Origin of the sequence: Planctomonas sp. JC2975 (assembly GCF_012985205.1) — a bacterium.
Classification (GTDB): domain Bacteria; phylum Actinomycetota; class Actinomycetes; order Actinomycetales; family Microbacteriaceae; genus Humibacter.
In genome coordinates, this window is sequence record NZ_JABEKS010000001.1 from 2,885,472 (window position 1) to 2,906,840 (window position 21,369).

Sequence of the window (21,369 nt, forward strand, 5' to 3'; positions counted from 1 at the left end):
TGTCGGACTCGCTGCGGGATCGCTCAGACGGTGGGTCTGGCCCCCGCGCGGGGACGGCTGTTACCCTCGAATGTTGAACGCTCCGGATCCTCGAGAGCTGTTCCAGCCCGAATCGAACGCGGCAGCACGCCCGATGTGCTCCGCGGTATCCGGAGACGATGACTTCTTACCCGACACGACGCGCCGCGCGTGAGGCGTGGGCTGCGCAGGAGAGTGCGCAAGCGAGCCGGCGCACCAACCCGCAGCATTCGCCGAACCCGCAGGCGGGCTGGGGCTCGGCATCCGCTCGGCCGTCCGCTGCGCCGCGGGCCAAGGCTTCGCACCGTGCTGCGCCGAAGAAGTGGCGCTCGCCAGGCCGAGTGACGGCCGCAGCAGCCGCAGCAGTGTTCCTCGCCGGTAGCGCCATGGTCGCCATACCCGCGAACGCCGCGACAACGCCGAACGGAACCATCTACGCCGACCAGCTGCTGGCCAGCACGCAGACGCTGCACGTTTCGGGCGGAGTCTCGAGCCAGACGGTGGATCAGCCGAAGTACGGCTCGGCCGGATTCACGCGCCCCGATGGGTCGGCGGCCATCACGGTCGGCGGCACGACGAACGTGGACTGGGCGGCACTCGTGCTGCAGGACGGCAAGTTCCCCGTCACCCCGAACAACCTCACGGTCATGCTGCAGTGGATGGACTCGGAGAACGATCCGCACAGCTGGTGGCTGCGCAACAACCCGCTGAACAACGGGCTCGGGTCGGGCGGCGGCGCCGGATTCGGCAGCTACGACAATCTCACGATCGCTGCCGGCTATGTCGCCCAGCAGTTGCGCAGGGACCTCTTCTCCGGCATCGCTCAGGCCTTCGATTCGAACGCACCCGTTGCGACGAGTGTGCAGGCGATCATCGATTCACCGTGGGCCGGCGGGCACTACGACTACGGCGCGATCTGGCATTCGGTCGACGTTCCGATCGTGGCGGCGCCGGGATCCGACTGGTAGGTCGAGCTGCCGGCTCCCGGAGCCTGGTCGCCAGTCCGTGCGTTCAGGGAGCCGGGACGCGGTCGACGTCGTTCTGCAACGCCCACGTTGCGAGCTCGTCGATGATGGGCTGCAAGCGGATGCCGCTTGGCGTCAGCTGGTAGGTGATCAGCGGCGGGCGGGCATCCGTCTCGGTGCGTGCCACAACGCCTCGCTCGACCAGTTCGGCCAGGCGATCGGTGAGCACCGAGTCCGTGATGGATCCCACCGCGCGCCGCAGCTCGGAGAACTTCAGCGGGCCGTCGCGGAGCACCCTCAGGATCACGCCGTTCCAACGCTTGCCGAGCAACTCGAAGGCGCGCACCACTCCCTCGTCGCACGACGCGTGCAACTGCTCTGGCGCACCGTTCGCGGTGGAGAGCCGCTCGGGTGCGTGCTGTGCGGTGGGAGGCATGGAGCGAGTTTAGCCCAATGCACTCGGATAAAACGAGTGCTAGCATTCTACAAGCGCTAGTTTTCTGCTAGTGCCGAGGGAGAGCGCCATGGACTACGGCCATCCGATTCGGTTCGGCACATTCGTCACCCCGATCAACTCCAGCCCGCAGCAGCCGGTGAAGCTCGCTCAGCTGAGCGAGGAGCTGGGGTTCGACCTGGTGACGTTCCAGGATCATCCGTATCAGGCCGCGTTCCTCGACACCTGGACGCTGCTGTCGTATGCGGCTGCTGCGACCACGCGCATCCACCTCGCCCCGAACGTGCTCAACCTGCCGCTGCGGCCCGCACCGGTGCTGGCGCGGGCGGCGGCATCGCTCGACCTTCTCTCCGGCGGCCGGTTCGACCTCGGGCTGGGTGCAGGCGGGTTCTGGGATCCGATCGCGGCCATGGGCGGACGGCGCCTCACGCCGGGGCAGGCCGTCGACCAATTGGACGAGGCGATCGACGTCATCAGGGGCACGTGGGATGCCGGCAACCGAGAGCACTTCCGCGGCGGCGAGTACTACCCGGTGAACGGAGCCCGGCGAGGGCCGGCTCCTGCGCACGACATCCCGATCTGGATCGGCGCCCTGAAGCCGCGCATGCTGCGTCTCACCGGCCGCAAGGCCGACGGATGGCTGCCGTCGCTCGGCTACCTGAAGCCCGGCGATCTGCAGGCGGGCAACGCCCGGATCGACGACGCCGCAGCGGATGCCGGACGTCGCCCCGATGAGGTGCGCCGCATGCTGAACATCGGCGGTGACGTGTCCGTCGAGCAGCTCGTCGCGTTCGCGCTCGAGGACGGCGTGAGCACGTTCATCCTCGCCGGCGACGATCCGCGGGGCATGCAGCACTTCGCCGAGGATGTGATTCCTGCCGTTCGAGGGGCCGTCGCCACGGAGCGTGCGCACCGCGGCACGGCGACAGGGACCGGCCGCAGCGCGGCCTCGCTGAACGCGCGTCGGACGGGCATCGCGTACGACGAGATCCCCGAGTCGCTGCGTCGCACGGCCGTCGAGCCTGGCGACTTCGGTTACGGCAGCGTCAAGTCGACGTACGCCCGTGCCGGCAGGCCCGGACTCGTGCTGCGCCCCGGTTCGGTCGGCGAGGTGGCGGATGCCGTGCGCTTCGCCCGCCGTCATCCCGACCTCCCGCTCGGCATTCGCAGCGGCGGCCACGGTCTGAGCGGCCGCAGCACGAACGACGGCGGCATCGTCATCGACCTGAAGGCTCTGAACGAGATCGAGGTGCTCGACGAGGGGACCCGTCGGGTGCGGATCGGACCGGGCGCCCGCTGGGCCGACGTCGCGCAGGCGCTCGAGCCACACGGCTGGGCACTGTCCAGCGGCGACTCCGGCGGCGTCGGGGTCGGAGGACTTGCGACGGCCGGCGGCATCGGATTCCTCTCCCGCCAGCACGGCCTCACGATCGACCACCTCGTCGCCGCCCAGGTGGTTCTCGCCGACGGATCGGTGGTGCAGGCATCCGCATCCGAGAATCCGGACCTGTTCTGGGCCCTTCGCGGTGCGGGAGCCAACGTCGGCATCGTGACGTCGTTCGAATTCGAGGCGGATGCCGTCGGCGACGTCGGTTGGGCGCAGCTGGCGTTCGACGCATCCGACACGGCAGCGTTCCTTCAGCGGTTCGGCGACGCGATGGAGGCTGCGCCACGGGACACGACGCTCTTCCTCATCCTCGCCAGGCAGCAGGGCGAGGTGATCGGTCAGCTGTACGGCGTGGTCGACTCGAGCGATCCGGACACCATCATCGAGCGACTTCAGCCGTTCGCGGCGATCGGTCCGCTGATCGGGCAGCAGGTGCAGCTCGCGCCGTACGCGGCAGTGGTGGCGAACGCCTCTGATGCCCCGCATGACGGCCAGGGCGAGCCGCACTTCCGCTCGGGGCTCGTGGAGCACCTTGACGCGGCGGTCGCCGCAGCAGGTGCAGCGCTCGTGCAGTCTGGCGCCTCGCCGTGGTTCCAGATCCGCTCCGTCGGCGGCGCCGTTGCCGACGTACCAGCGGATGCCACGGCCTACGCCCACCGGTCCGCCAGCTTCTCCATCACCGCGACCGGCCGCGGCAGCAGGTTCGATGATGGATGGGACCTGCTGGCCGAACACTTCGACGGGCTCTACCTCAGCTTCGAGTCACGCGAGGGCGCCGAGGTCGTGGCGGATGCGTTCCCTCCGGCCACCCTCGCGCGACTCCGCGACATCAAGCGGCGCGTCGATCCGACTGCCCTCTTCCGCGACAACTTCAGCGTCGCGCCCGATGCGGATTCGGACGAAGCCGCCGACGGCGAACTCGCCGGCTGAAGCCGCCCCAGCCCCAGCGTGCGCGTGTCTCCGCCCGAGAGTGCGCGTTTCTCCGCCCGAGAGTGTGCTTTTCTCCGCCCGAGAGTGCGCTTTCTCGACCCGACCACGTCCCCGGGTCTCGCGCGTCAGACGGTCGAGGCTTCCGCAACGCGGGACGCGGTCCGGGCCGGCGCGTCAACCGGCACGACGAGACCACGGTCCGCGTCCACGATCACGCGCTGTCCGTCCGCGAGTACGCGAGTTCCGTTGACCGTGCCCATGACGGCGGGGATTCCGACCTCCCGCGCGACGATCGCGGCGTGCGACGCCGCGCCTCCCGAGTCGACCACGACCGCTGCGGCCAGCGAGAACAGCGGCGTCCAGGTCGGATTGGTGAACGGACACACCAGGATCTCGCCCGCCTGGAGGGTCGAGAACTCCGACTCGTCGCGGATCACGCGCACGCGTCCCACCGCGCGACCCCTGCTCGCCGGCATCCCGGACACACGACCGTCGCTGCGCCCGGATTCGAACAGCTCCGCGGGTACCACCGTGTAGTGATCGAGAGCTGCGGCCCGGGCGACCTTGCGGCGTGCGATCAGTTCGCCGATCGTGGCGTGATGGGCCGGTTCGCGATCGGCACGGGGATGCGGCGTACGGGAATCGTCATGAGCCTGGGAGGCGACGGCAGTCACCAGTTCAGCCACCTCGTCGGCCTCCAGATAGGCGATGTCGTCGGGGTCGGACAGGATCCCGCGCACGGCCAGCCGGCGGCCGAGCTCGAGCAGGATCCGCCTGGTCACCGCCAGGCTGATCTCCAGCACGTACTGACTGTCGTCGCGGAAACCGGCGCCGCTGCGCGCGGCGGTGAGTTGACGCGTGATGAGGGGCCGGAGCATCTGTGCGCGGTATCCGGTGAGCGCGGCGAGCTCGGACCGCGCGCGTTCATAACGACTGCCTGGCTGGACAGTCGGTGCGTCATCCCTCCGCACGAGTCCGGCGATCAGGCCGTGCACCACCTGGGGGACGTCGCGGAGCGGCGGAAGTCCGACCGTGAAGATCGACAGAGAGCGGTAGCCGAACGCCTGCAGGTGAGCCGAGACCTCCGCAAGGATCGTCCGTCCGGCCGCCGACTCGCCGAGCCGCTCGGCGATGTGGTCGGAATCCACTTCGAGATACACCGCTCGAGCCTCGGGCGAGCGGAGCACGAGGGTTGCGATGCGATCCAGATCCGCGTTCTCGTCGGTCAGCACGCACGGCACCTCGGACATCAGCGCAGCGTTCAAACCCTCGGCTCGCTCGCGGCCCACCGCAGCCCTGACGAGCAACGACGTGATGCCTTCGGCCGCCATCCCGCCGGTGAGCGCACCGAACCGCGACGGCATCAAGCCGCCGACAGCGCGGATCAACTCCTGCGCGGCCTCGAGCAGTTGGACCTCGCCGAGTGCGGAGAGGTCTTGGCTGTCGCGAAGCCGCGCGAGGGGGAGGAGCGTGCTCTCTGACCTGGCTCGCCAGGCATCCGTCCGCGTTCGCACCAGGCGGATGAGCGTCGGCGTCAGGGCAGGGACGCGCCATACCGCGCGCCACGTCGGACGAACGCGCGGCGGTCGGATCTGCACCACGCCGGCGTCGATCTCGACGAGCACGTCAGGGACCGGAGGCGTGGAGAATCCCGCCGAGCGGATGCCGCCGAGCAGTGCGCCGAACGCGGGGCGGAAGATCAGCGAGACGTCCATCGGGAACGGCGGATACGGCATGTGATCGGCCGTGACGGCGAACATGCCGAGTCGGTTGGTGCCACGAGAGGACTCACGGGCTGGGCGGGAGCGACCACTGGCCATGTCGTCACCCCGAGCGGATGCCCGCGCCGTCACCGGCTCATCCGGCAGCGCCGTCAGCGGGCGTGCCTGCACCAACGCGCAGCGTCCGCCGGCATATGTCCACTCGATGTCCTGCGGGGATCCGAACCGGCGCTCCACCTCGAGCCCGAGCTCGGCGAGCTCGCGGATCACCGGCTGCGGCACTCCGGATCCGTCGCCTGCGGCACCCCGGCCGGTGCGGGCTCTCGCGCGATCGCCCCTCATCGCACGCCCGCTCGCCTTGTCGAGCTCGACGTGCTCGCCGGTGACCTCCCCCGACACCAACGCCTCACCGACGCCGGCAACTGCCTCGAGCACCATGCGGTCCCGGCGTCCGGTGATCGGGTCGACCGTGAACAACACGCCTGCCCACTGCGCGTGAACCATCTGCTGCACGACGACGGCGAGGGCCAGTGACGAGTCGTCCCATCCGATGCGCTGCCGGTAGGCGACGGCCCGTGGGGTCCATAGCGACGCCCAGCAGTCGAGCACGGCCTGCAGCACCCCCTCGGATCCCTCGACGTCGAGGTACGTGTCGTGCTGCCCGGCGAAGGAGACGTCGGCGAGGTCTTCTGCGGTGCCGGAGGAGCGGACCGCGACCGCAGGGGATCCGAGCCGTTCGTAGGCGTGCAGGATCCGCTCGGCGATGTCGGACGGCAGGTGGAGGGACGGGATGGCGGTGCGTAGTCGCTCGGGAGACGCGTCCGCCAGTCCGGCAGCCTCGACGACCTCGTGGTAGGCGTCGGTCGTGACGACGAAGCCGTCTGGCACCGGGAAGCCGGCGACGGTCATGGCGTTCAGGTTCGAACCCTTGCCTCCGACGATCGCGGGGTCGCCGGCCGCCGCGGAGTCCTCGCCGAGCCACGTCGTGTATGTCGCCATCGAATGCTCCTCGTCGCGTCTCGACGCCTCTGCCGACACCGGAACCGGCCCCGGCTTCCGTTACCGAGGGCCGAGACAATCTTCACCAGTCGTTGAAGTTTCACGATATCCGCGTTGCCGCATTTGTTCAACAGGCGATGAAGTATTCTTCCCCCATGACGAACACGAGCAGTCGGCGGGGCAGGTGGCGCACCGGAGACGAAAGCCGCAAGCGCATCCTGGATGCCGCACGTACGTGCTTCGGCGAGCACGGATACGACCGCACGACGGTGCGTACCATCGCTGAGGCGGCCGGCGTGGATCCGTCGATGGTCTACTACTTCTTCGACACGAAGGCGCGCCTGTTCTCGGTGGCGATGGAGCTTCCGTCCAACGTTCCCGAGCGGCTGGCCGCGCAGCTCGACACCGGAACGGACGGCCTCGGCGATTGCATCGTGCGCCAGTTCCTCACCATCTGGGACCAGGAGGCGAGCGTCGGGCCGCTCCTCGCGCTGATGCGCTCCGCGCCCACCGATTCGGCCTCAGCGTCCATGTTCGTGGAGTTCATGGAACGCGAGATCGTCGCACGGCTGCGCGACCAGCTGCAGGGGGATGACGCAGAGCTGCGCGCAGACCTCATCGCCTCCCAGCTCACCGGCCTCGCTCTGATGCGCTACGTCGTGAGGCTGGAGCCCCTCGCCTCAGCGCCGGCCGATGAGATCGCCGTGTGGATGGGGGCAGCGCTGCAGCAGTACTTCTCCGGACGGTCCTGAGCGGGTCCGTCGCGACGAGGACCTGGCCGCCTGACGGAGGTGGCGAATACGATGACGGCGATGACCGGGCCGCATCATCTCTCCAGGCAGGAGGCGCGCCGCATCGCCGTGCGCGCCCAGCTGCTGGATGCTGCGCGTCCGGTCGATCTGCTCGACACGGTCCGCAGGCTGACGATCGTGCAGTACGAGCCGACCGCAGCGGTCGCGCCCAGCGCCGACCTCGTGCTGTGGAGCCGTCTCGGCCGGCTCTACCGGCAGGAGGATCTGCAGCGGGCATTGGCAACGCATGTCATCGCCGAGCTGCGCAGCATGATGCGGCCCGCACACGACATCGCGCTGTTCCGCGCCGCGATGGCGGCGTGGCCTGGAGCGGATGCCGGTGGCTGGGAACGCGGACAGGCCGCCTGGGTCGCGGACAACGACGCGCTTCGCCGCGATGTGCTCGACCGGCTGACGCGCAGCGGCCCGCTGACCTCGCGTGAGTTGCCCGACGACGCGTGCGTGCGCCCGTGGCAGTCGAGCGGATGGAACACCGGACGCAACTCGGCGATGATGCTCGAGTTCCTGGAGCAGAAGGGCGAGGTCGCGGTCGCAGAGCGGGTCGGCCGTGAGCGGCGCTGGGACCTCGCCGAGCGCATCTACCCGGACGATCCGGTCGTGCCGCAAGCCGCCGCCGAGCGCGAGGTCCGCATGCGCCGCCTCCGATCCCTCGGCATCGCCAGGTCCCGCACGACGCAGACCCAGTTCGAGCCGATGGACGTGGGCGACGTGGGTGAGCCCGCCGTGGTGGAGGGGATCCGCGGCACCTGGCGCGTGGATCCGGCTCAGCTCGACCGCGGGTTCGAGGGACGCACGGCGATCCTGTCGCCGTTCGACCGTCTCGTCTTCGATCGCAAGAGGATGCTCGAACTCTTCGAGTTCGACTACCAGCTGGGTATGTACAAGCCCGCTGCGCAGCGCAGGTTCGGCTTCTACGCCCTTCCCGTGCTGCACGGCGACCGACTTGTCGGCAAGGTGGATGCGACGACGGATGCCGCGGCATCCGTCCTGCGCATCCACCGCGTCTACGAAGACGAGCCGTTCGACCCGGAGCTCGCGGATGCCGTGCGCACGGAACTCGAGAGCCTCGCGATGATGCTGAGGGTGCGGCTCGCGTTCGAGTAGCCCGCGGTCGCGTCGGCGATCGTCGCGAGTCGCCGGAGCAGTGCATGCCGTTCATGATCGAGCTCCCGGTAGACTCGGCGGCTGGAGGGCTGTCCGAGCGGCCGATGGAGCTGGTCTTGAAAACCAGTGGGCAGAAATGTCTCGTGGGTTCGAATCCCACGCCCTCCGCTTCAGTTGTTTGGCCGGGATCCCTTGAAAACACTGGGATCGCGGCCCTCGCCAGATGCGTTTGACGACAGTTTGACGACAGATTTGACGACAATCGAGTCGTCGTGGGCCTGATTGAGGGCCGCGGCAACGGCGTCGAGGTCGTCATCGAAGAGGTCTGCGTACACGTCCAGGGTCATCGCGGCGGAGGCATGGCCGAGCATGCGTTGGATGGCCTTCACGTTCGCTCCGGTGCTGATCGCCAGGCTTGCAGCGGTGTGCCGCAAGTCGTGAGGAGTCACCCTCGGGAAGGCCGGGTCGACTGACTGTGCTTGCTCGACTGCCTTCTCGAACCATCCACCACCGGACTTGGGGATCCGCATGTGCGAGTTGCCGTCGCCGAAGAGGAGGTCTTCTCGGGCTTTGCCCTCGCAGAGCCGCGCAAGTGGCGTTGACAAGAATGCCGGGTAGGGCACCGACCTGGTCTCGTTGTCCTTCGGTGTGCCGATGATCACTGTGGTGTTGACCAGCACCGCATTCTCCTCGACTGTGACCCGGCGGCGAAGGGTGTCGACGTGCCGCACTCGCAAGCCTGTCGCTTCACCCCACCGCAGGCCCGTATAGGCGAGGAAGCGGACGAGTGTGGGATAGCGGGCGGACCCGGCCAGAAGTTCCACCTGGGCGTGGGTGAGGTAGACATTCGGGGTGCGCCGCTTCTTCGGCAAGGACCGAGTCACTGTGCGCTTGTCCCGCGACGGGTTGGACAGCAGGCGACGGTCTGCGACGGCGTCATCGAGGATGCCGGCGAGCACACCATGGACCCGTAGAACCGTGGTGGCCGATCGGGTAAGACGGAGGGCTGCCAGCCAGTCGCGAACTTCCGTGGCTTTCACGGTCGCGACGCTGCGATCGGCCCATTTCGGTGCCACGTGGATGCGCCAGGCCGATTCCAGCGCACGGTATGCCGACGGTTTTGTCGTGCGCTCTTTGGCGAGCAGCCACGCCGCGGAGAGCTCACCGATCGTCGTCCTGGATTTCGCGACTTCGACGTGCTGCCCATCCGTGACAGCAATCTCGAGTCGACGCAGTGTGTCCTTCGCCTCCCGCTGGGTCTTGAACCCGGTATGTGTCCGGGCTCGGTGATCGGCATCCCGGTATTGAATCCGATACCGGAGACCGGTTGCCGACTCGTAGGCCTGGATGCTCCCCATGTGATCCTCCATTCAGGCCGAAAGCCGGGACCGCTCCTCGTGTCGTCAGCTGCTGAGCGTCCAGCCTGCATTTTTTAGGTAGTCCGTCAGCTCCGCGATCTCGGCTTGCAGCGCGGACAGTCGACTGTCCTCTGATGGCTGTTCGGCGTCGGGCCGGCTGTCCTGGATCGCGCTGAGCCGGACGAGCTCGCGGGTGAGTCGGCTCAAGGTGCGATACGCCTGGAGCTGCATCAGGCTGACCCGTTCCGAAGGGTCAGTCGAGCGGTAGTCGCCGCCCAGTGTCCCGCTGAACCATGCGTCGAATTCGCCAGCGGTCATGTCCGCGAAGTCATCACCAAGATTGGGCAGGTCAAGGCTCGCATCGGGTGTTGCGACTGAGGCGAGGAGATAGCTCGGTGGCACGTGGAGCGCTCGCGCGATGTTGAGCAAATGACTCACACTCACATCGGCCTTACGGCCCGACTCGAGGTTCTCCAGCACGGCCATTGTCACGTTCCCGCCCGGGATCGCCGCAGCCAGGTCTCGGGGCGATTTGAAGCCCCGTTCTCGCCGCAGCGCCTTGACCCGCTGCCCAATGCCATTCGTATCGCCGCTATCCGCCATTTTGACAGGATACGCGCGAAACACTTGTCAATCCAGCTGTAACGCTCTATCGTCGAAATGACAGCAATGTCATTAGATCACTGTTTTAACGACGGGAGAAGGTCATGTTGGGGGATTACATGCAGCCGGCAGAAGTCGAAGAGATCACCGGCATCTCGATCGGGGCGCTGGCGCAACTGCGCTATCACGGCGCCGGGCCCCGGTTCTACAAGCCGACGCCACGCACCGTGCTCTACAGGCGCGACGAAGTGCTCGCCTGGATCGAGGCAAGCGCACGCACGAAGACCGGGGCGATCGCATGAGCGCCGCACCCGAACCGGAGGCGGAGCTCGTTGACGGCTACCTGGTTCCAGTGGATCCGGCAGAGGAGATGCAGTGCGAGTCGTGCCAGTGAACATCCAAATACTGAGCGGCGCGCCCTGGCTGTCTACCCCGGTTCGGGGGATACGGTCCGGAATCGATGGTTCCCGCTCAGTGCGTCCCATTCGCAGCCGGACAGTGTCTGCCCGCCTGGAGGCGGTGACCCCGAATGGCTAAGGATCCGGTCACTGTAACCACGAACCGTCGGATCCTTCTCTGGTCCACCGCCACCGCTGTGGCATTGTTGGCCGGCGCCGGATTCACTCTCTCGTTCTCATCTCTGATCGACCTGGCCGCACTGTCCGGGATTGATCGGCAGCTGGCGTTCCTCTGGCCGCTGATCGTAGACGGGTTCATCGTCGTCGCCACCGCGGCCGCGTTTGCGTTGAAGGGTCGCTCGAGGCGGGTCACCTGGTATCCGTGGACTGCGCTGATCTTCTTCTCGGCGATCAGCGTCATCGGCAACGCCGTGCACGCGACGCAAGTCGCCGACGTGCACATCCCGATCGCGCTGGCCACGGCAGTGTCCTCGATCCCGGCGATCGCACTGCTGGTGGCAACCCACCTGCTGGTGGTGATGGTCGACGCCCACACCAGCCACACCGCAGTACCCGCGCCGTCATCGAAACGTCCGGCGGCACCGAGTTCGGATCGTCAGCTGGTCGCCGCGATCCAGGCGGCCGGCAAGTCGGGTCAGCCGGTGACGGGGAAGCTCGTCGCCTCCCTCGCCGGCACGTCCGTGCGTACCGGGCGCCGCCGTCTGGCGGTGCTGCGTGAGCAGTTTCCGAACCAACTCCAGAAGCAGACCGACACCGTCGAAGGGGCGTGAACGCCATGTCATGGGGAACCGTCGAGAACAACACCACCGGCCCCGTTATCGACGACCTGCTTTTCATCGTCGATGACCTGCGCGGCTACGTCGCCCACCACCTACCGTCGCATCCCGGAGACATTGAGGCGGTGCTGCAAGAGGTCCGCGAAACGGTGTGGCGGAAAGCCGACACCTACGATCCGGACCTCGGCAACCCGAGCAGGTTCGTGTTCGGTATCACCCGCAACATCGTGCACCGCTACCAATGCCGCCACACCAGCACCGACGAACTTCCCGACGAGCTGCCAGCGCCGCCCGATGAGGACATCCTCGCCGGACTCGTTCACCGCTTCGACCTGCACAGGTGGATCAGCCTCGTCGCCGACTTCGTCGGGGTCGAGGAGTGGGAGATCATCACGGATCTCGCTTTCGAGAGCGGCAACACTCAGACGATCGCAGCCCGACACGACATCACACCCAGAAGGCTGCGGACCGTCCGCGACCACGTCTCCCACGTCACCTACACGGTCCGGGCAGCGCTGGCGGCGATCGACCTCGACCTGCCACGCACGGGCAGCCTCCTGATCAACTGCCTTCCCCCTGCAGGCGGATTCCGTGAAGCAGCAGAACACCTGGACGACTCGGGTGCAGAGCTCGCCGAGCGGCTCGGCATCCATCCCGGATCGGCACGCTCACGGATCGCGATCACGAAACGCTTGTTGACGATCGCGCAGATCGTCCTCGACCGGCAGGCAATCCTGTGAGCAGCACCGCCGTCAGCCTCGCGGCCGGGACCAAAACCGGCCGCTGGGTGCTGCTTGTCGTTGCCGCAACCCTCGTGCTCGTACCGCTGGCGGTAGCGCTGCTGCCGTTCAGCGTCGTCCTGGCCATGGGCTCCAGCACCGCCACCGCGTTCACCGGCGCATGCCTCGGAGGAGCAGCCACAGTCGCCGCAAGCCAGACGGTGGACGGATACGGGCACGACCAGTTGGTAATCGCCGCCACGATTATCCAGGTTGGACGCGCCCAGGGCGTGGACGTGCACGGACAGCAGGTCGCCGTGATGACAGCGATGGGCGAGTCCTCCTTGCAGAACCTCAACCACGGTGACGCGGTCGACAACACCACCATCGGCGTCTTCCAGCAAGGCGCCGCCTATGGCACCCGACCGCAACGCCTCGACCCCGCAACAGCCGCCGCCGCGTTCTACACCCGCATGCTCACCATCCCAGGCTGGGAAGCCATGGACCCGTCGTTGCTTGCACACCGCGTCCAGGTCAACGCCGACCCGAACCACTACACAGCCTTCTACAAGCCGGCAGGCGACGTCATCGCGGCCCTCACCGGCACCACACCCGCCTCATGCCAGGTCCCGGCCGATGCGGCCGCGGCCGCGAAACTCCTCGTCGCAGCGATCGCGGCCGGGAAGCTGACGTTCCTGGAAAGCCGGTACGAGCAGCAAGTCATCAGCATGGCCGACGGCACCGCCACCGCGAACTGCCTCCTGGACGTGCACGTCCTCCAGGTCATGGTCATCGCCGTCAACAACTTCCAACAGGTCGGCATCTCCGACCTCAACCGCCGCTGCACCGGCGAAACCCCAGGAGCCGGCACCAGCTCAGCGCACTGGCAAGGCAAGGCCGTCGACTTCTACGCCCTCAACCACCAATCCCTCACCGGCGAGGACGACCTCTCCATCCAACTCATCCGCCTCATCGACCCGTACGTCCCCCACGGCTCAGGACTCGGCCAATCCAACATCCGCGCCGCGAACGGCGACCCCATCACCGGGCTGAAGAACTTCACCCTCCAATTCGCCGACACCGGCGACCACCAGCACATCCAAGTCCCGTGACACGGGTGCGCGCCAAAAACGACACGCACGACGAAGAACAAATGAAAGCACTCCGAAAGGAAGCGAACATGCATCGACGGAACTGGTGGCTTGCCGCGACCGTGATCATGGCGGGACTGGGCCTCGCTGCCTGCACCGCGACCGGCACTACACCCCGGCCAACGCTCACCCCGGTGCCCGTTGCAACGCATCCGAGCGCTCCCTCTCGCCCTATTGCAGAGGCGATCGTGAAGTCCGTCCTGGTTTCGATCTACCCCGGCAACGCATTCAAAGCGTCACGCGGATGCGGTTGCACCTTGAAACCGGACACTGAGGACGAGCTCTTCCCCGCTGGGACCCCGGTGGTCCTGCTGAAGATCACCCTTACCGGCATCTGGGGTCCGTCCGAGGGAACGGCGACAACACAGGACGTCTCCGACACCACCATCAACAAGACGAAGTTCGAGGGGCGGCCCGAGCTCGCCCGACTCGACACCACGGACGGTCCCGCAGCGGCGAGGGCACTGGACCTGCCCTGGTTGCCGTCCGGTGCATTCCGTGAAGCGCCTTGGTCGATCCAGAACGACAAGCCGACCGCGTTCGCCGCTGCCTGGTACATCCCGAAGGGCGTCGACACCATCGACGTCACCGTCGATGTCCCATCAGAAGGGGAGCCAACGGACATCGCGGTCAAGCTCCCCGACTCGGCTCTCAAACTGCTCGGAGCGGGTGAGGAGTGACGCCATGCCCTTCGCTGCTGCCGTCGTCGGTCTCCTCGGATTAATTCTTCTGGGCGTGGCCGGGATCGCCCTTGTCGGCTGGCTGCACGCCGCGCAACTCGAACACGACGAAGACCACGAACCCGTTGATCCGGATCTGCACGAGAGGAAAGAGCCATGATCGGCACCATCACAACGGCGACCCAGGAAGCCCTGGTTCGCGTCGACGCCAGACTCGGCGGCTTCCTGACCATTGCCAGCCCATCGCCTGACTTCTCTGGGCCGGGGGTCTCTGCTCTGCAGTCGATCGCGAATGTGACCTTCGCTATCGTCCTGACCTTGGCCGTCATCGGCGGCCTGATCGCAGCGGGGTTCATCGTCGTCGGCCACATCTCCAGTAACAACCGAGTCCAGAAGATGGGCATCGTCGGCGTCGTCAGCTGCATCGCTGGAGTCGCTGTCGCAGGCGGCATCGCCGGCCTCATCAACTGGGGCGCCTCACTCAAGGTTGCATAGGAGAGGGGCCATGTTTCTTCCCGCAGCCTCCGACCCATGGCAGCCCAACTACGGCTGCTTCGTCGCCAATTGGGGATGCCAAGCCTCACAAGCCGTGGCCGGATTCATGGCCTCGATCATCCGCAACCTTGGCGACTTCATCGGCACCATGATCGCCGGCGCGTTCAACACCAACATCGACGCCAACAGCTGGAACGTTGCCCACTCCCAGTTCCTGTTCTGGGTCGCCGTCACCTCGCCGGTGATCCTGATCATCGCCCTCTTCCAGATCGCCGTCGGCATGATCCTGCAGGACTGGCAACGCATCGGCCGCACCGCGATCGGCGCCGCCGTCGCCATCCCATTCAGCGCGCTCTGCGTATGGGGCATGCAGCAGTTCTCCAACGTCACCGACGACGTCACAGAAAGCCTCACCACCGCAGCCCAAGGCGGAAGCATCCAGCAAGCATTGCTACGCGTTGTCGGGCTCATTGACCTCCCCTCATCGGCGGTCAGCGCCGGCATGCAAGGCACCGACTTCATGCGTGGCAGCCCCATTTACCAACTCGTGACATCGGGTGCCGCCAACCAGAACGCGATCGGCAACTACTTCCTCGCGCTCTTCATCGTCGCCATCATGACGATCGCAACCCTGTTCCTTTTCATTGCGATGTCAATACGTGAGTTCGGCCTGCTCGCTTTGGCGGCCATGGCACCGGTGGCGCTGATGATGATCGGTCAACCCAAGCTCGGCGCCTGGGCACAACGGTGGGCCAGCCTCACCACCGGCCTCCTCCTCGCCAAACCACTCGCCGCCGGAGTCGTCCTCCTTGCAATACAGCTCACCAGGTCTGCCGACAGCATCGGCGTCCTTCTTGTAGCGGCCGGCGCCGTGATCGCAGCATCGTTCTCACCACTGTGGGCCACGCGGCTGGTGTCCTTCGCAGGCGCGGAAGTCGGCACGGCGCTGCACCGGCGCATCTCCATGCGGGAGCAGTTCTCCCGCGTCAATACAGCGGGCGCGCCTATGCGCGCCCTGGTGAAACTAGGAGGCCACTGATGAGCACCCTCATCGCGGACAGCATCCTCACCGAAGAAGGCGCACCGCGCGTCCGGTTCGCGGCGCGCGAGCGACGCGGTGTCATCCTCGGCCTGTCCCTCGGACAGCTCGTCGTCATCGCGGCGGTGGTGGCCATGCTGCTGATCACTCTGTTCGTGGATGTGAACGCCATCTGGGTGATGCTCCCGATCGCGGCGATCGTGTTCTTCTTCGGCGTCGCCACCTACCGCCGCGAACCGATCCTGCAGATCATCTGGCAGGCAGGCCGCTACATCTATCGTGCAGCGACGAAGCAGACCCAGTTCCGTCGCGACGTGTGGTGGCGGGTCAGTACCGCCAGCCTCGACATCGGCAAAGCCCACCTCGAAGCAATCCGCCCCGAACCCATCAGCCGCTTCCTGCTCCCTGGTGCGCTCGGCGATGTTCACATCATCCAGATTCCAGGTGCCGGCGCGTTCGTCTACAACGCCCGCGGCACCCTCGCCTCCATCACCTTGCAAGTCGGCTCATCCGCCTGGTCATTAAGGGACAAGGGAGTGCAACGTGCTGCGTATGACGGTTTCGTTGAATGGTTGGCCTCGCTGGAGAATATGCCGGGTCTGGTCGAAGCGACCTGCCGGATCCGCGTTGATCGGGCCTCCACGAACGAACTCGAGGAATACCTCGCCACCCGCGTCGACCAGCAGAGCCTGGCCGTGTCCGACGAGCTCGCGCACGACTACACCGACCTGATCACGGCGGCCGCGAAAGGGTCCATGGGGTTCACCAACTACGTCACCCTGACCTTCTCCACCGCCAACCTGAACGCCGCCATCCGCGACGGCGGAGGCGGCCTCACCGGACTCGCCGCCGTGCTGAAAGAACGCGTCGCTGGACTCGAACCGGCTCTCGCGCGCGCCCGGGTTTCGCTCCACGGATGGCTCACCGCAGCCGACCTGGACGACCTCTTCGCCGCAGCCTGCGACCCGGTCAGCGCAGCGCATCGGCGCGAACGCGAATCGCTCAAGCATCGTGCGCCGGAGGCGAACCAGCCGGTGATGGGGATCGACGAGACCTGGAACAACCTTCGGGTTGACCAATCCTGGCACCAGACGTTCTGGGTCGCCGAATGGCCCCGCACCGACGTCCGCACCGGGTTCCTGGAACCACTCCTCTACGCCGGAGACGCCACCCGAGTGATCACTTTGCAGGTGCGGCCAGTACCGATCCACAAGGCACTCAACGAAGTCAACCGAGCGCAGAGCGACATGGAAACCTCTGCCGAGATCCGTCTCCGCCTGCACTCCCGTGTCACCCTCGCCCACCTCCGCGAGGTCGAAGCCCTCAACTCCAGGGAGGAAGACCTCGTCGACGGGTTCGGCGATGTAAAGATCCGCGGCTTCATCACCGTCTCCGCCGAAACCGAAGGCGCCCTCGCCCGCGGACGCACCGAGATCGAGCAGGCATCCCACCCATCCCGGCTGGTCCTCGCGTCCATGGCCGGGCAGCAGGCGGCCGGGTTCGTCACCAGCGCCCTGCCCGTCCCCGTGGAAGGAGACTGACATGACACCCACCCACGTCATGGGATCCATTCCCGCCAGAGACTCCCGAGCGCTCAAGACCGCCCGCGGTCTGGCCACACCTGAGGAACAGGGACATCGCCTGATTCCGGTGGGGGAGTTGCCGCAGTCGAAGATGCCCGCCTGGGGATGGCGGCACCCGCAAAACCTCCGCGGCCCACTTCGCGCAGCACCACCCGCACACCGGGTCTCCTCCAAGACCCTCGGCGGCGCGTACCCGTTCCTCGCCGAGACCGGGGACATCCTCACCGGTGCGTACATCGGGGAGAACCAGCTCTCCCGCACTCCGTTCTGCTTCGACCCCTGGGACGCCTATTCCGCTGAAATCGTCCGCTCGCACTCCGTAGCGATCATCGGTGTGAAAGGCACCGGCAAATCGATGCTCGCCAAGTCCTGGTCCGCCCGCCTGGCACGACTCGGGCGAAAGATCGCTGTCCCGCACGACCCGAACGGAGAGTGGGTACCGGTCGCTGAATACGTCGGCGGCAAGTCCATCAGCGTCGGCCCCGGACGGCCCACCCGCATCAACCTCCTCGACGAAGGACCCCGCGACCCGGCCTTCACAGACGAGCAATGGAACCAGAACGTCCTCCAATACCGGCGATCCACGATCAAGACGATCGTTCGCCGCCTCCGTGACGGCGGCCCCCTTGAACCCGTCGAACACACCGCCCTCGACATCGCGCTCGACGCAGTCCGCGACCAGACCACGGTCACGGTCGCCCACGTTTACGACCGCCTTCTGGATCCCGTCGGCAGCACCGAGGTTGAGGATGCCGGCCATCGCCTCGCGCACGCACTGCGCCGTCTTGTTTCCGGTGATCTCACCGGCTTCTTCGACGGCCCGTCAACGGTCGCGTTCGACGCGGACACCCCGATGATGGTCGTCGACACCTCCGCTTTGAAGGGCGCATCACCCGAGGCACAAGCCCTCGCCCGGTTAGCGACGGCGAACTGGATCCGCCGCTCCACCCTGGGAAGCAATCGACAAGCCCGGGTCATCGTCCACGAGGAAGCCGCCGTCGAGCTCCTCAACGACGTCTCTGGCGGCGACCAACTCGCCGACCGCGTCGAAGACGAGAAGGTCGCCCGCCACCTCGGCACCTCCAACTGGTACCTCCTACATCGAATCGCCGACCTCGACTCCCTGGGCGACCGGAACTCCGCCCTCCACGCCCGAGCCCTCGGCCTCCTCGCCGATTGCGAAACCCGCATCTCCTACGCACAACACATCGGCGAGATCGCCCGCTCCCGCGAGATCCTCGGCTGGAACGACACCCAAGCCGACGTCGTCCGCAAACTCCGCAAAGGCGAAGGACTCTGGCAAATCGGCCCCGACCGGCTCGCGAAAGTCAGAAACATCTGCACCGACCACGAACTCACCGTCTTCCGCACCGACACCCTCGGCGGCGAACGGTCATGAACAATACCCGCACCACCCTCACCGCCCTCTACGTCATCTGCGGCATCGTCCTCGGAGGCCTCCTCGCCACAGGCCTCGGCTCCCTCGTGATCAAACTCAGCTGCGGCAGCGGTGGACAACCGAACAGCTTCATCGCCGGACTCCAATGGGCCATCGGCGGCAACACCGCCGGTTACGCCATCCCCGCCGGCTGCACCCCCTCCACCGCAGTCATTCGAATTGTCGACATCACCGCTTCCGCAGCCCTCATCACGTTCGGAGCTCTCGTTCTCTCGTGGTGGCTGCACTACCGGCAGTCGGACCGTCACTTCATCCACGACCTCAGAACCCGTGACGGGTTCGCCAAAGGCGGGGAGATCCGACAGTACGTCTCCGCACATGCCGTCACGGCGAAGACCCGCACCCTCCGACCCAGCGCGGCAACCCCATCACCGGAGCTCGTGGGGTGGAAGGTCGGCCGCGCCCATGGCCGCGACGTGTACGTGTCCATCGAGGACTCCGTCGTCGTCGAAGGCGCGCCGCGCAGCGGCAAGGGCTACCGATTCATCATCAACGCGATACTCGACTGGACCGGACCCCTGATCACCACCTCAACCCGCAACGACAACCTCTCCGCAACCATGGCCGCCCGCACCGGCAGAGGAGAGGTCACCGTCTTCGACCCGCAACAGCTCTCTGGCGTCCGCTCCACACTTCGCATCTCACCCATCACCGGCTGCGAAGACCCCCTCGTCGCCGACCAACGCGGGCAAGCCATCGTCGCCGGCACCGCGCTCGGCACCTCGGCGAAGAACCAGGAATGGGCGCAAGTCGCCTCCTCCGTTCTCTCCCGCCTCCTGCACGCCGCAGCCGTCTCCGGGCGCAACGTCGATGCACTCGCACGGTGGGGATCCAACCCGCGCCTCGCCCTGGAAGCAGTCAACGTGCTCACCGAGGACGGCACACCCGGATGGGCGGAAGACCTGGACGCGATCATCAACGGCGACGAACGGCTCCTCGCCTCCAGCTGGTTCGGCGTCTCCGGAGCCGTCCGCCCCCTCGCCATCCCCGCCATCCGCGACGCCATGACACCCGGACCGGGAGACACGTTCGACCCTGACACCTTCCTCGCCGGAGAGAACACCCTCTACCTCATCGGCACCGGAGCAGGAGCAGGATCCGTCGGCGGATTCCTCGGCGCCGTCCTGGACGACATCGTCGAAACCGCGCGCCGCAAAGCACTCGCCTCCACCGGGTCACGACTCGACCCGCCCCTAGCTCTGATCCTGGATGAGATCGCGAACATGTTCTCCTGGCCCGCACTGCCACGGATCATGGCCGACGGCGGGGGCGTTGGAATCTCTACCGTCGTCGTCCTCCAAGCGCTGTCCCAAGCAGAAACGGCGTGGTCGAAAGCGGAAGCCGACACCATCTGGTCCGCCGCCACCGCAAAACTCCTGCTCGGTGGCGCCAGTGACGTCGGGCATCTCCGCGACGTCGAATCCCTCCTCGGCACCCGCCGCATCCACGCTCGCGCCCATTCCTACAGCGACAGCAATACCACCACCAGCATCAGCCGTGAAAAGGTCCCCGTGCTCACCCTCGACGAGATCCGCCGCATGCCCCAAACCATCGGCCTCCTCGCCTATCGCAACCGGCGCGGTGTCCTCCTCGAACTTGAAGGTTGGACGGAACGGTCCGACGCGAACACGATCTCGAGCGGGAAGACCGCGACCGAACTCGAACAGCAGCAGGTGTTCGCGCAACAGTACGAGCTCGCACGGCAACGCCGGGCAGCAGCAGGGGAGCGACGCTGATGTCCAACCACCGCAAGTCAGCCTGGGACGCCGCCGGCTACCGCAACCGCTACCTCCGCTCACCCGCCTGGTACCGACGCCGCGCCAAATGGTTCATCGCCGAACGCCACCAACACGGCGAACTCCGCTGCGCACTCTGCCTCGGTGCCGGCACCGAACGCACCCTCGACCTGCACCATCTTGACTACCGCGGCGTGACCCAAGGACCGCACGGCTGGTCGGCAACCGAACCCCACGACGACCTCATCGCGCTGCACCCACGCTGCCACGAATGGGTCCACAAACTCATCGACCGCGACCGCGCACTCTCCGGCCTCATTTCCCGCCGCGCCGCCTCCGCCCAAGCCATCACTCGCCTCCGCGGCAAGATCGCACAACTCCTAGAGGAAGCGAGTGGGCAATGAGCGGCGAAGACTTCACAGAACTCCTCGACTCGCTCCCCGAAGGGTGGGAGAAGGAGTCACGCGATCGACTCGGCGGCATGCTGGGCGTCACCATCGTCAACTGGCGCAGCCTCGACGCAGACCGCGCACCCGAGACCTGGGAGCGCCTCGCGGACTGGGTCGACTGGTTCACCGATCGCTACCAAATCCCGCAGCGCAAGATCCCCGCCTGCTGGTACCGGCACCCCGCACTCGTCGAAGAGCTCACCGCACTCCACACCGCCTGGACCGTCTCGTTCGACACCGTCGACGCCGGTTACGGACCCATCGGATGGCACGAACGCCTCGCCGCCGCCCTACCCCGGATCGCCACTTGGTACAACGGCGAATGCCACAACGGCCACACCGAACCCCACACCACACCCCAACCCGGACACCAACACGACCCCGGCTGGGAGGCATGGGCACGTTATCCACACGGCAGGAGCGATGCGCGCCAGCGGTAACCCGAAATCTAAAGCTTCACGGAAGAAGAGTTGAAGGCTCCGCATGAGGGCTTCAGATCGAAAGGAATAGCC

At 66.7% G+C, this 21,369-nt stretch carries 22 protein-coding genes and 1 tRNA gene; 19 read left to right on the forward strand and 4 right to left on the reverse strand.

Annotated features, from left to right (window positions below; genetic code table 11):
* Positions 1–158: 158 nt before the first annotated feature.
* Positions 159–986, forward strand: a complete 828-nt coding sequence (locus HII28_RS13145; protein ID WP_170025791.1) for a hypothetical protein — start codon at positions 159–161, stop codon at positions 984–986.
* 43 nt (positions 987–1,029) lie between these two features.
* Here the strand turns inward: HII28_RS13145 and HII28_RS13150 are convergent, their stop codons facing one another.
* Positions 1,030–1,419, reverse strand: coding sequence for a helix-turn-helix domain-containing protein (locus tag HII28_RS13150; protein ID WP_170025792.1), 390 nt, complete (start codon positions 1,417–1,419; stop codon positions 1,030–1,032).
* 88 nt (positions 1,420–1,507) lie between these two features.
* On the opposite strand from HII28_RS13150, the gene HII28_RS13155 reads away from it, so the two are divergent.
* The gene (locus HII28_RS13155; protein ID WP_170025793.1) at positions 1,508–3,754 is read left to right on the forward strand and encodes an LLM class flavin-dependent oxidoreductase; all 2,247 of its coding nucleotides are present in this window, start codon (positions 1,508–1,510) and stop codon (positions 3,752–3,754) included.
* Positions 3,755–3,879: 125 nt separating this feature from the next.
* Here HII28_RS13155 and HII28_RS13160 read toward each other — a convergent pair whose 3' ends face one another.
* Positions 3,880–6,474, reverse strand: coding sequence for a PEP/pyruvate-binding domain-containing protein (locus HII28_RS13160; protein WP_170025794.1), 2,595 nt, complete (start codon positions 6,472–6,474; stop codon positions 3,880–3,882).
* 155 nt (positions 6,475–6,629) lie between these two features.
* On the opposite strand from HII28_RS13160, the gene HII28_RS13165 reads away from it, so the two are divergent.
* The 3 genes from HII28_RS13165 to HII28_RS13175 all read left to right on the forward strand — a co-directional run bounded on the left by HII28_RS13165 (position 6,630) and on the right by HII28_RS13175 (position 8,558).
* Entirely contained in the window at positions 6,630–7,226 is a 597-nt protein-coding gene (locus tag HII28_RS13165) for a TetR family transcriptional regulator (protein ID WP_170025795.1), read from the forward strand.
* Positions 7,227–7,286: 60 nt separating this feature from the next.
* Positions 7,287–8,390, forward strand: coding sequence for a crosslink repair DNA glycosylase YcaQ family protein (locus HII28_RS13170; protein ID WP_170025796.1), 1,104 nt, complete (start codon positions 7,287–7,289; stop codon positions 8,388–8,390).
* A gap of 83 nt (positions 8,391–8,473) precedes the next feature.
* A tRNA-Ser gene (locus tag HII28_RS13175) sits at positions 8,474–8,558 on the forward strand.
* A gap of 2 nt (positions 8,559–8,560) precedes the next feature.
* On the opposite strand, the gene HII28_RS13180 is transcribed toward HII28_RS13175, so the two are convergent.
* Positions 8,561–9,748, reverse strand: coding sequence for a site-specific integrase (locus HII28_RS13180; protein ID WP_170025797.1), 1,188 nt, complete (start codon positions 9,746–9,748; stop codon positions 8,561–8,563).
* A 45-nt stretch (positions 9,749–9,793) separates the two neighbouring features.
* Entirely contained in the window at positions 9,794–10,351 is a 558-nt protein-coding gene (locus HII28_RS13185; protein ID WP_170025798.1) for a helix-turn-helix transcriptional regulator, read from the reverse strand.
* A 104-nt stretch (positions 10,352–10,455) separates the two neighbouring features.
* On the opposite strand from HII28_RS13185, the gene HII28_RS13190 reads away from it, so the two are divergent.
* The 14 genes from HII28_RS13190 to HII28_RS13255 all read left to right on the forward strand — a co-directional run bounded on the left by HII28_RS13190 (position 10,456) and on the right by HII28_RS13255 (position 21,297).
* Positions 10,456–10,653: a hypothetical protein gene (locus HII28_RS13190; RefSeq protein ID WP_170025799.1), complete on the forward strand. Its 198-nt coding sequence runs from the start codon at positions 10,456–10,458 to the stop codon at positions 10,651–10,653.
* Positions 10,650–10,745, forward strand: a complete 96-nt coding sequence (locus HII28_RS13195; protein ID WP_170025800.1) for a ribonucleotide-diphosphate reductase subunit beta — start codon at positions 10,650–10,652, stop codon at positions 10,743–10,745. The genes HII28_RS13190 and HII28_RS13195 overlap by 4 nt, the downstream gene beginning before the upstream one ends.
* Positions 10,746–10,880: 135 nt before the next feature.
* Positions 10,881–11,540 carry a DUF2637 domain-containing protein gene (locus HII28_RS13200; RefSeq protein WP_170025801.1) on the forward strand — a complete coding sequence of 220 codons (660 nt, stop codon included), beginning with the start codon at positions 10,881–10,883 and terminating at the stop codon, positions 11,538–11,540.
* A gap of 5 nt (positions 11,541–11,545) precedes the next feature.
* A complete protein-coding gene (locus HII28_RS13205; protein WP_240977930.1) occupies positions 11,546–12,286 on the forward strand; it encodes a sigma-70 family RNA polymerase sigma factor in 741 nt (246 codons plus the stop codon).
* Positions 12,283–13,377, forward strand: coding sequence for a hypothetical protein (locus HII28_RS13210; RefSeq protein ID WP_170025803.1), 1,095 nt, complete (start codon positions 12,283–12,285; stop codon positions 13,375–13,377). The genes HII28_RS13205 and HII28_RS13210 overlap by 4 nt, the downstream gene beginning before the upstream one ends.
* Positions 13,378–13,445: 68 nt before the next feature.
* The gene (locus HII28_RS13215) at positions 13,446–14,096 is read left to right on the forward strand and encodes a hypothetical protein (RefSeq protein ID WP_170025804.1); all 651 of its coding nucleotides are present in this window, start codon (positions 13,446–13,448) and stop codon (positions 14,094–14,096) included.
* Positions 14,097–14,100: 4 nt separating this feature from the next.
* Complete coding sequence (locus HII28_RS13220) at positions 14,101–14,256, forward strand: hypothetical protein (RefSeq protein ID WP_170025805.1); 156 nt, start codon at positions 14,101–14,103, stop codon at positions 14,254–14,256.
* Positions 14,253–14,591, forward strand: coding sequence for a hypothetical protein (locus HII28_RS13225; RefSeq protein WP_170025806.1), 339 nt, complete (start codon positions 14,253–14,255; stop codon positions 14,589–14,591). The genes HII28_RS13220 and HII28_RS13225 overlap by 4 nt, the downstream gene beginning before the upstream one ends.
* A 10-nt stretch (positions 14,592–14,601) precedes the next feature.
* Positions 14,602–15,630 carry a hypothetical protein gene (locus tag HII28_RS13230; protein ID WP_170025807.1) on the forward strand — a complete coding sequence of 343 codons (1,029 nt, stop codon included), beginning with the start codon at positions 14,602–14,604 and terminating at the stop codon, positions 15,628–15,630.
* On the forward strand, positions 15,630–17,171 hold the full coding sequence (locus HII28_RS13235; RefSeq protein ID WP_170025808.1) for a PrgI family protein: 1,542 nt from the start codon (positions 15,630–15,632) through the stop codon (positions 17,169–17,171). Before HII28_RS13230 ends, HII28_RS13235 begins: the two co-directional genes overlap by 1 nt.
* A gap of 1 nt (position 17,172) precedes the next feature.
* Positions 17,173–18,612, forward strand: coding sequence for an ATP-binding protein (locus HII28_RS13240; RefSeq protein ID WP_170025809.1), 1,440 nt, complete (start codon positions 17,173–17,175; stop codon positions 18,610–18,612).
* On the forward strand, positions 18,609–20,408 hold the full coding sequence (locus tag HII28_RS13245) for a TraM recognition domain-containing protein (RefSeq protein ID WP_170025810.1): 1,800 nt from the start codon (positions 18,609–18,611) through the stop codon (positions 20,406–20,408). The genes HII28_RS13240 and HII28_RS13245 overlap by 4 nt, the downstream gene beginning before the upstream one ends.
* Positions 20,408–20,812: a hypothetical protein gene (locus HII28_RS13250; RefSeq protein ID WP_170025811.1), complete on the forward strand. Its 405-nt coding sequence runs from the start codon at positions 20,408–20,410 to the stop codon at positions 20,810–20,812. The genes HII28_RS13245 and HII28_RS13250 overlap by 1 nt, the downstream gene beginning before the upstream one ends.
* Entirely contained in the window at positions 20,809–21,297 is a 489-nt protein-coding gene (locus HII28_RS13255) for a hypothetical protein (protein ID WP_170025812.1), read from the forward strand. The genes HII28_RS13250 and HII28_RS13255 overlap by 4 nt, the downstream gene beginning before the upstream one ends.
* The last annotated feature ends 72 nt before the right edge of the window (positions 21,298–21,369 follow it).

Coding starts and splice junctions, on each gene's coding strand:
- HII28_RS13145 (WP_170025791.1), top strand. CDS start 159: ATGACTTCTTACCCGACACGACGCGCCGCGCGTGAGGCGTGGGCTGCG.
- HII28_RS13150 (WP_170025792.1), bottom strand. CDS start 1,419: ATGCCTCCCACCGCACAGCACGCACCCGAGCGGCTCTCCACCGCGAAC.
- HII28_RS13155 (WP_170025793.1), top strand. CDS start 1,508: ATGGACTACGGCCATCCGATTCGGTTCGGCACATTCGTCACCCCGATC.
- HII28_RS13160 (WP_170025794.1), bottom strand. CDS start 6,474: ATGGCGACATACACGACGTGGCTCGGCGAGGACTCCGCGGCGGCCGGC.
- HII28_RS13165 (WP_170025795.1), top strand. CDS start 6,630: ATGACGAACACGAGCAGTCGGCGGGGCAGGTGGCGCACCGGAGACGAA.
- HII28_RS13170 (WP_170025796.1), top strand. CDS start 7,287: ATGACCGGGCCGCATCATCTCTCCAGGCAGGAGGCGCGCCGCATCGCC.
- HII28_RS13180 (WP_170025797.1), bottom strand. CDS start 9,748: ATGGGGAGCATCCAGGCCTACGAGTCGGCAACCGGTCTCCGGTATCGG.
- HII28_RS13185 (WP_170025798.1), bottom strand. CDS start 10,351: ATGGCGGATAGCGGCGATACGAATGGCATTGGGCAGCGGGTCAAGGCG.
- HII28_RS13190 (WP_170025799.1), top strand. CDS start 10,456: ATGTTGGGGGATTACATGCAGCCGGCAGAAGTCGAAGAGATCACCGGC.
- HII28_RS13195 (WP_170025800.1), top strand. CDS start 10,650: ATGAGCGCCGCACCCGAACCGGAGGCGGAGCTCGTTGACGGCTACCTG.
- HII28_RS13200 (WP_170025801.1), top strand. CDS start 10,881: ATGGCTAAGGATCCGGTCACTGTAACCACGAACCGTCGGATCCTTCTC.
- HII28_RS13205 (WP_240977930.1), top strand. CDS start 11,546: ATGTCATGGGGAACCGTCGAGAACAACACCACCGGCCCCGTTATCGAC.
- HII28_RS13215 (WP_170025804.1), top strand. CDS start 13,446: ATGCATCGACGGAACTGGTGGCTTGCCGCGACCGTGATCATGGCGGGA.
- HII28_RS13220 (WP_170025805.1), top strand. CDS start 14,101: ATGCCCTTCGCTGCTGCCGTCGTCGGTCTCCTCGGATTAATTCTTCTG.
- HII28_RS13225 (WP_170025806.1), top strand. CDS start 14,253: ATGATCGGCACCATCACAACGGCGACCCAGGAAGCCCTGGTTCGCGTC.
- HII28_RS13230 (WP_170025807.1), top strand. CDS start 14,602: ATGTTTCTTCCCGCAGCCTCCGACCCATGGCAGCCCAACTACGGCTGC.
- HII28_RS13235 (WP_170025808.1), top strand. CDS start 15,630: ATGAGCACCCTCATCGCGGACAGCATCCTCACCGAAGAAGGCGCACCG.
- HII28_RS13240 (WP_170025809.1), top strand. CDS start 17,173: ATGACACCCACCCACGTCATGGGATCCATTCCCGCCAGAGACTCCCGA.
- HII28_RS13245 (WP_170025810.1), top strand. CDS start 18,609: ATGAACAATACCCGCACCACCCTCACCGCCCTCTACGTCATCTGCGGC.
- HII28_RS13250 (WP_170025811.1), top strand. CDS start 20,408: ATGTCCAACCACCGCAAGTCAGCCTGGGACGCCGCCGGCTACCGCAAC.
- HII28_RS13255 (WP_170025812.1), top strand. CDS start 20,809: ATGAGCGGCGAAGACTTCACAGAACTCCTCGACTCGCTCCCCGAAGGG.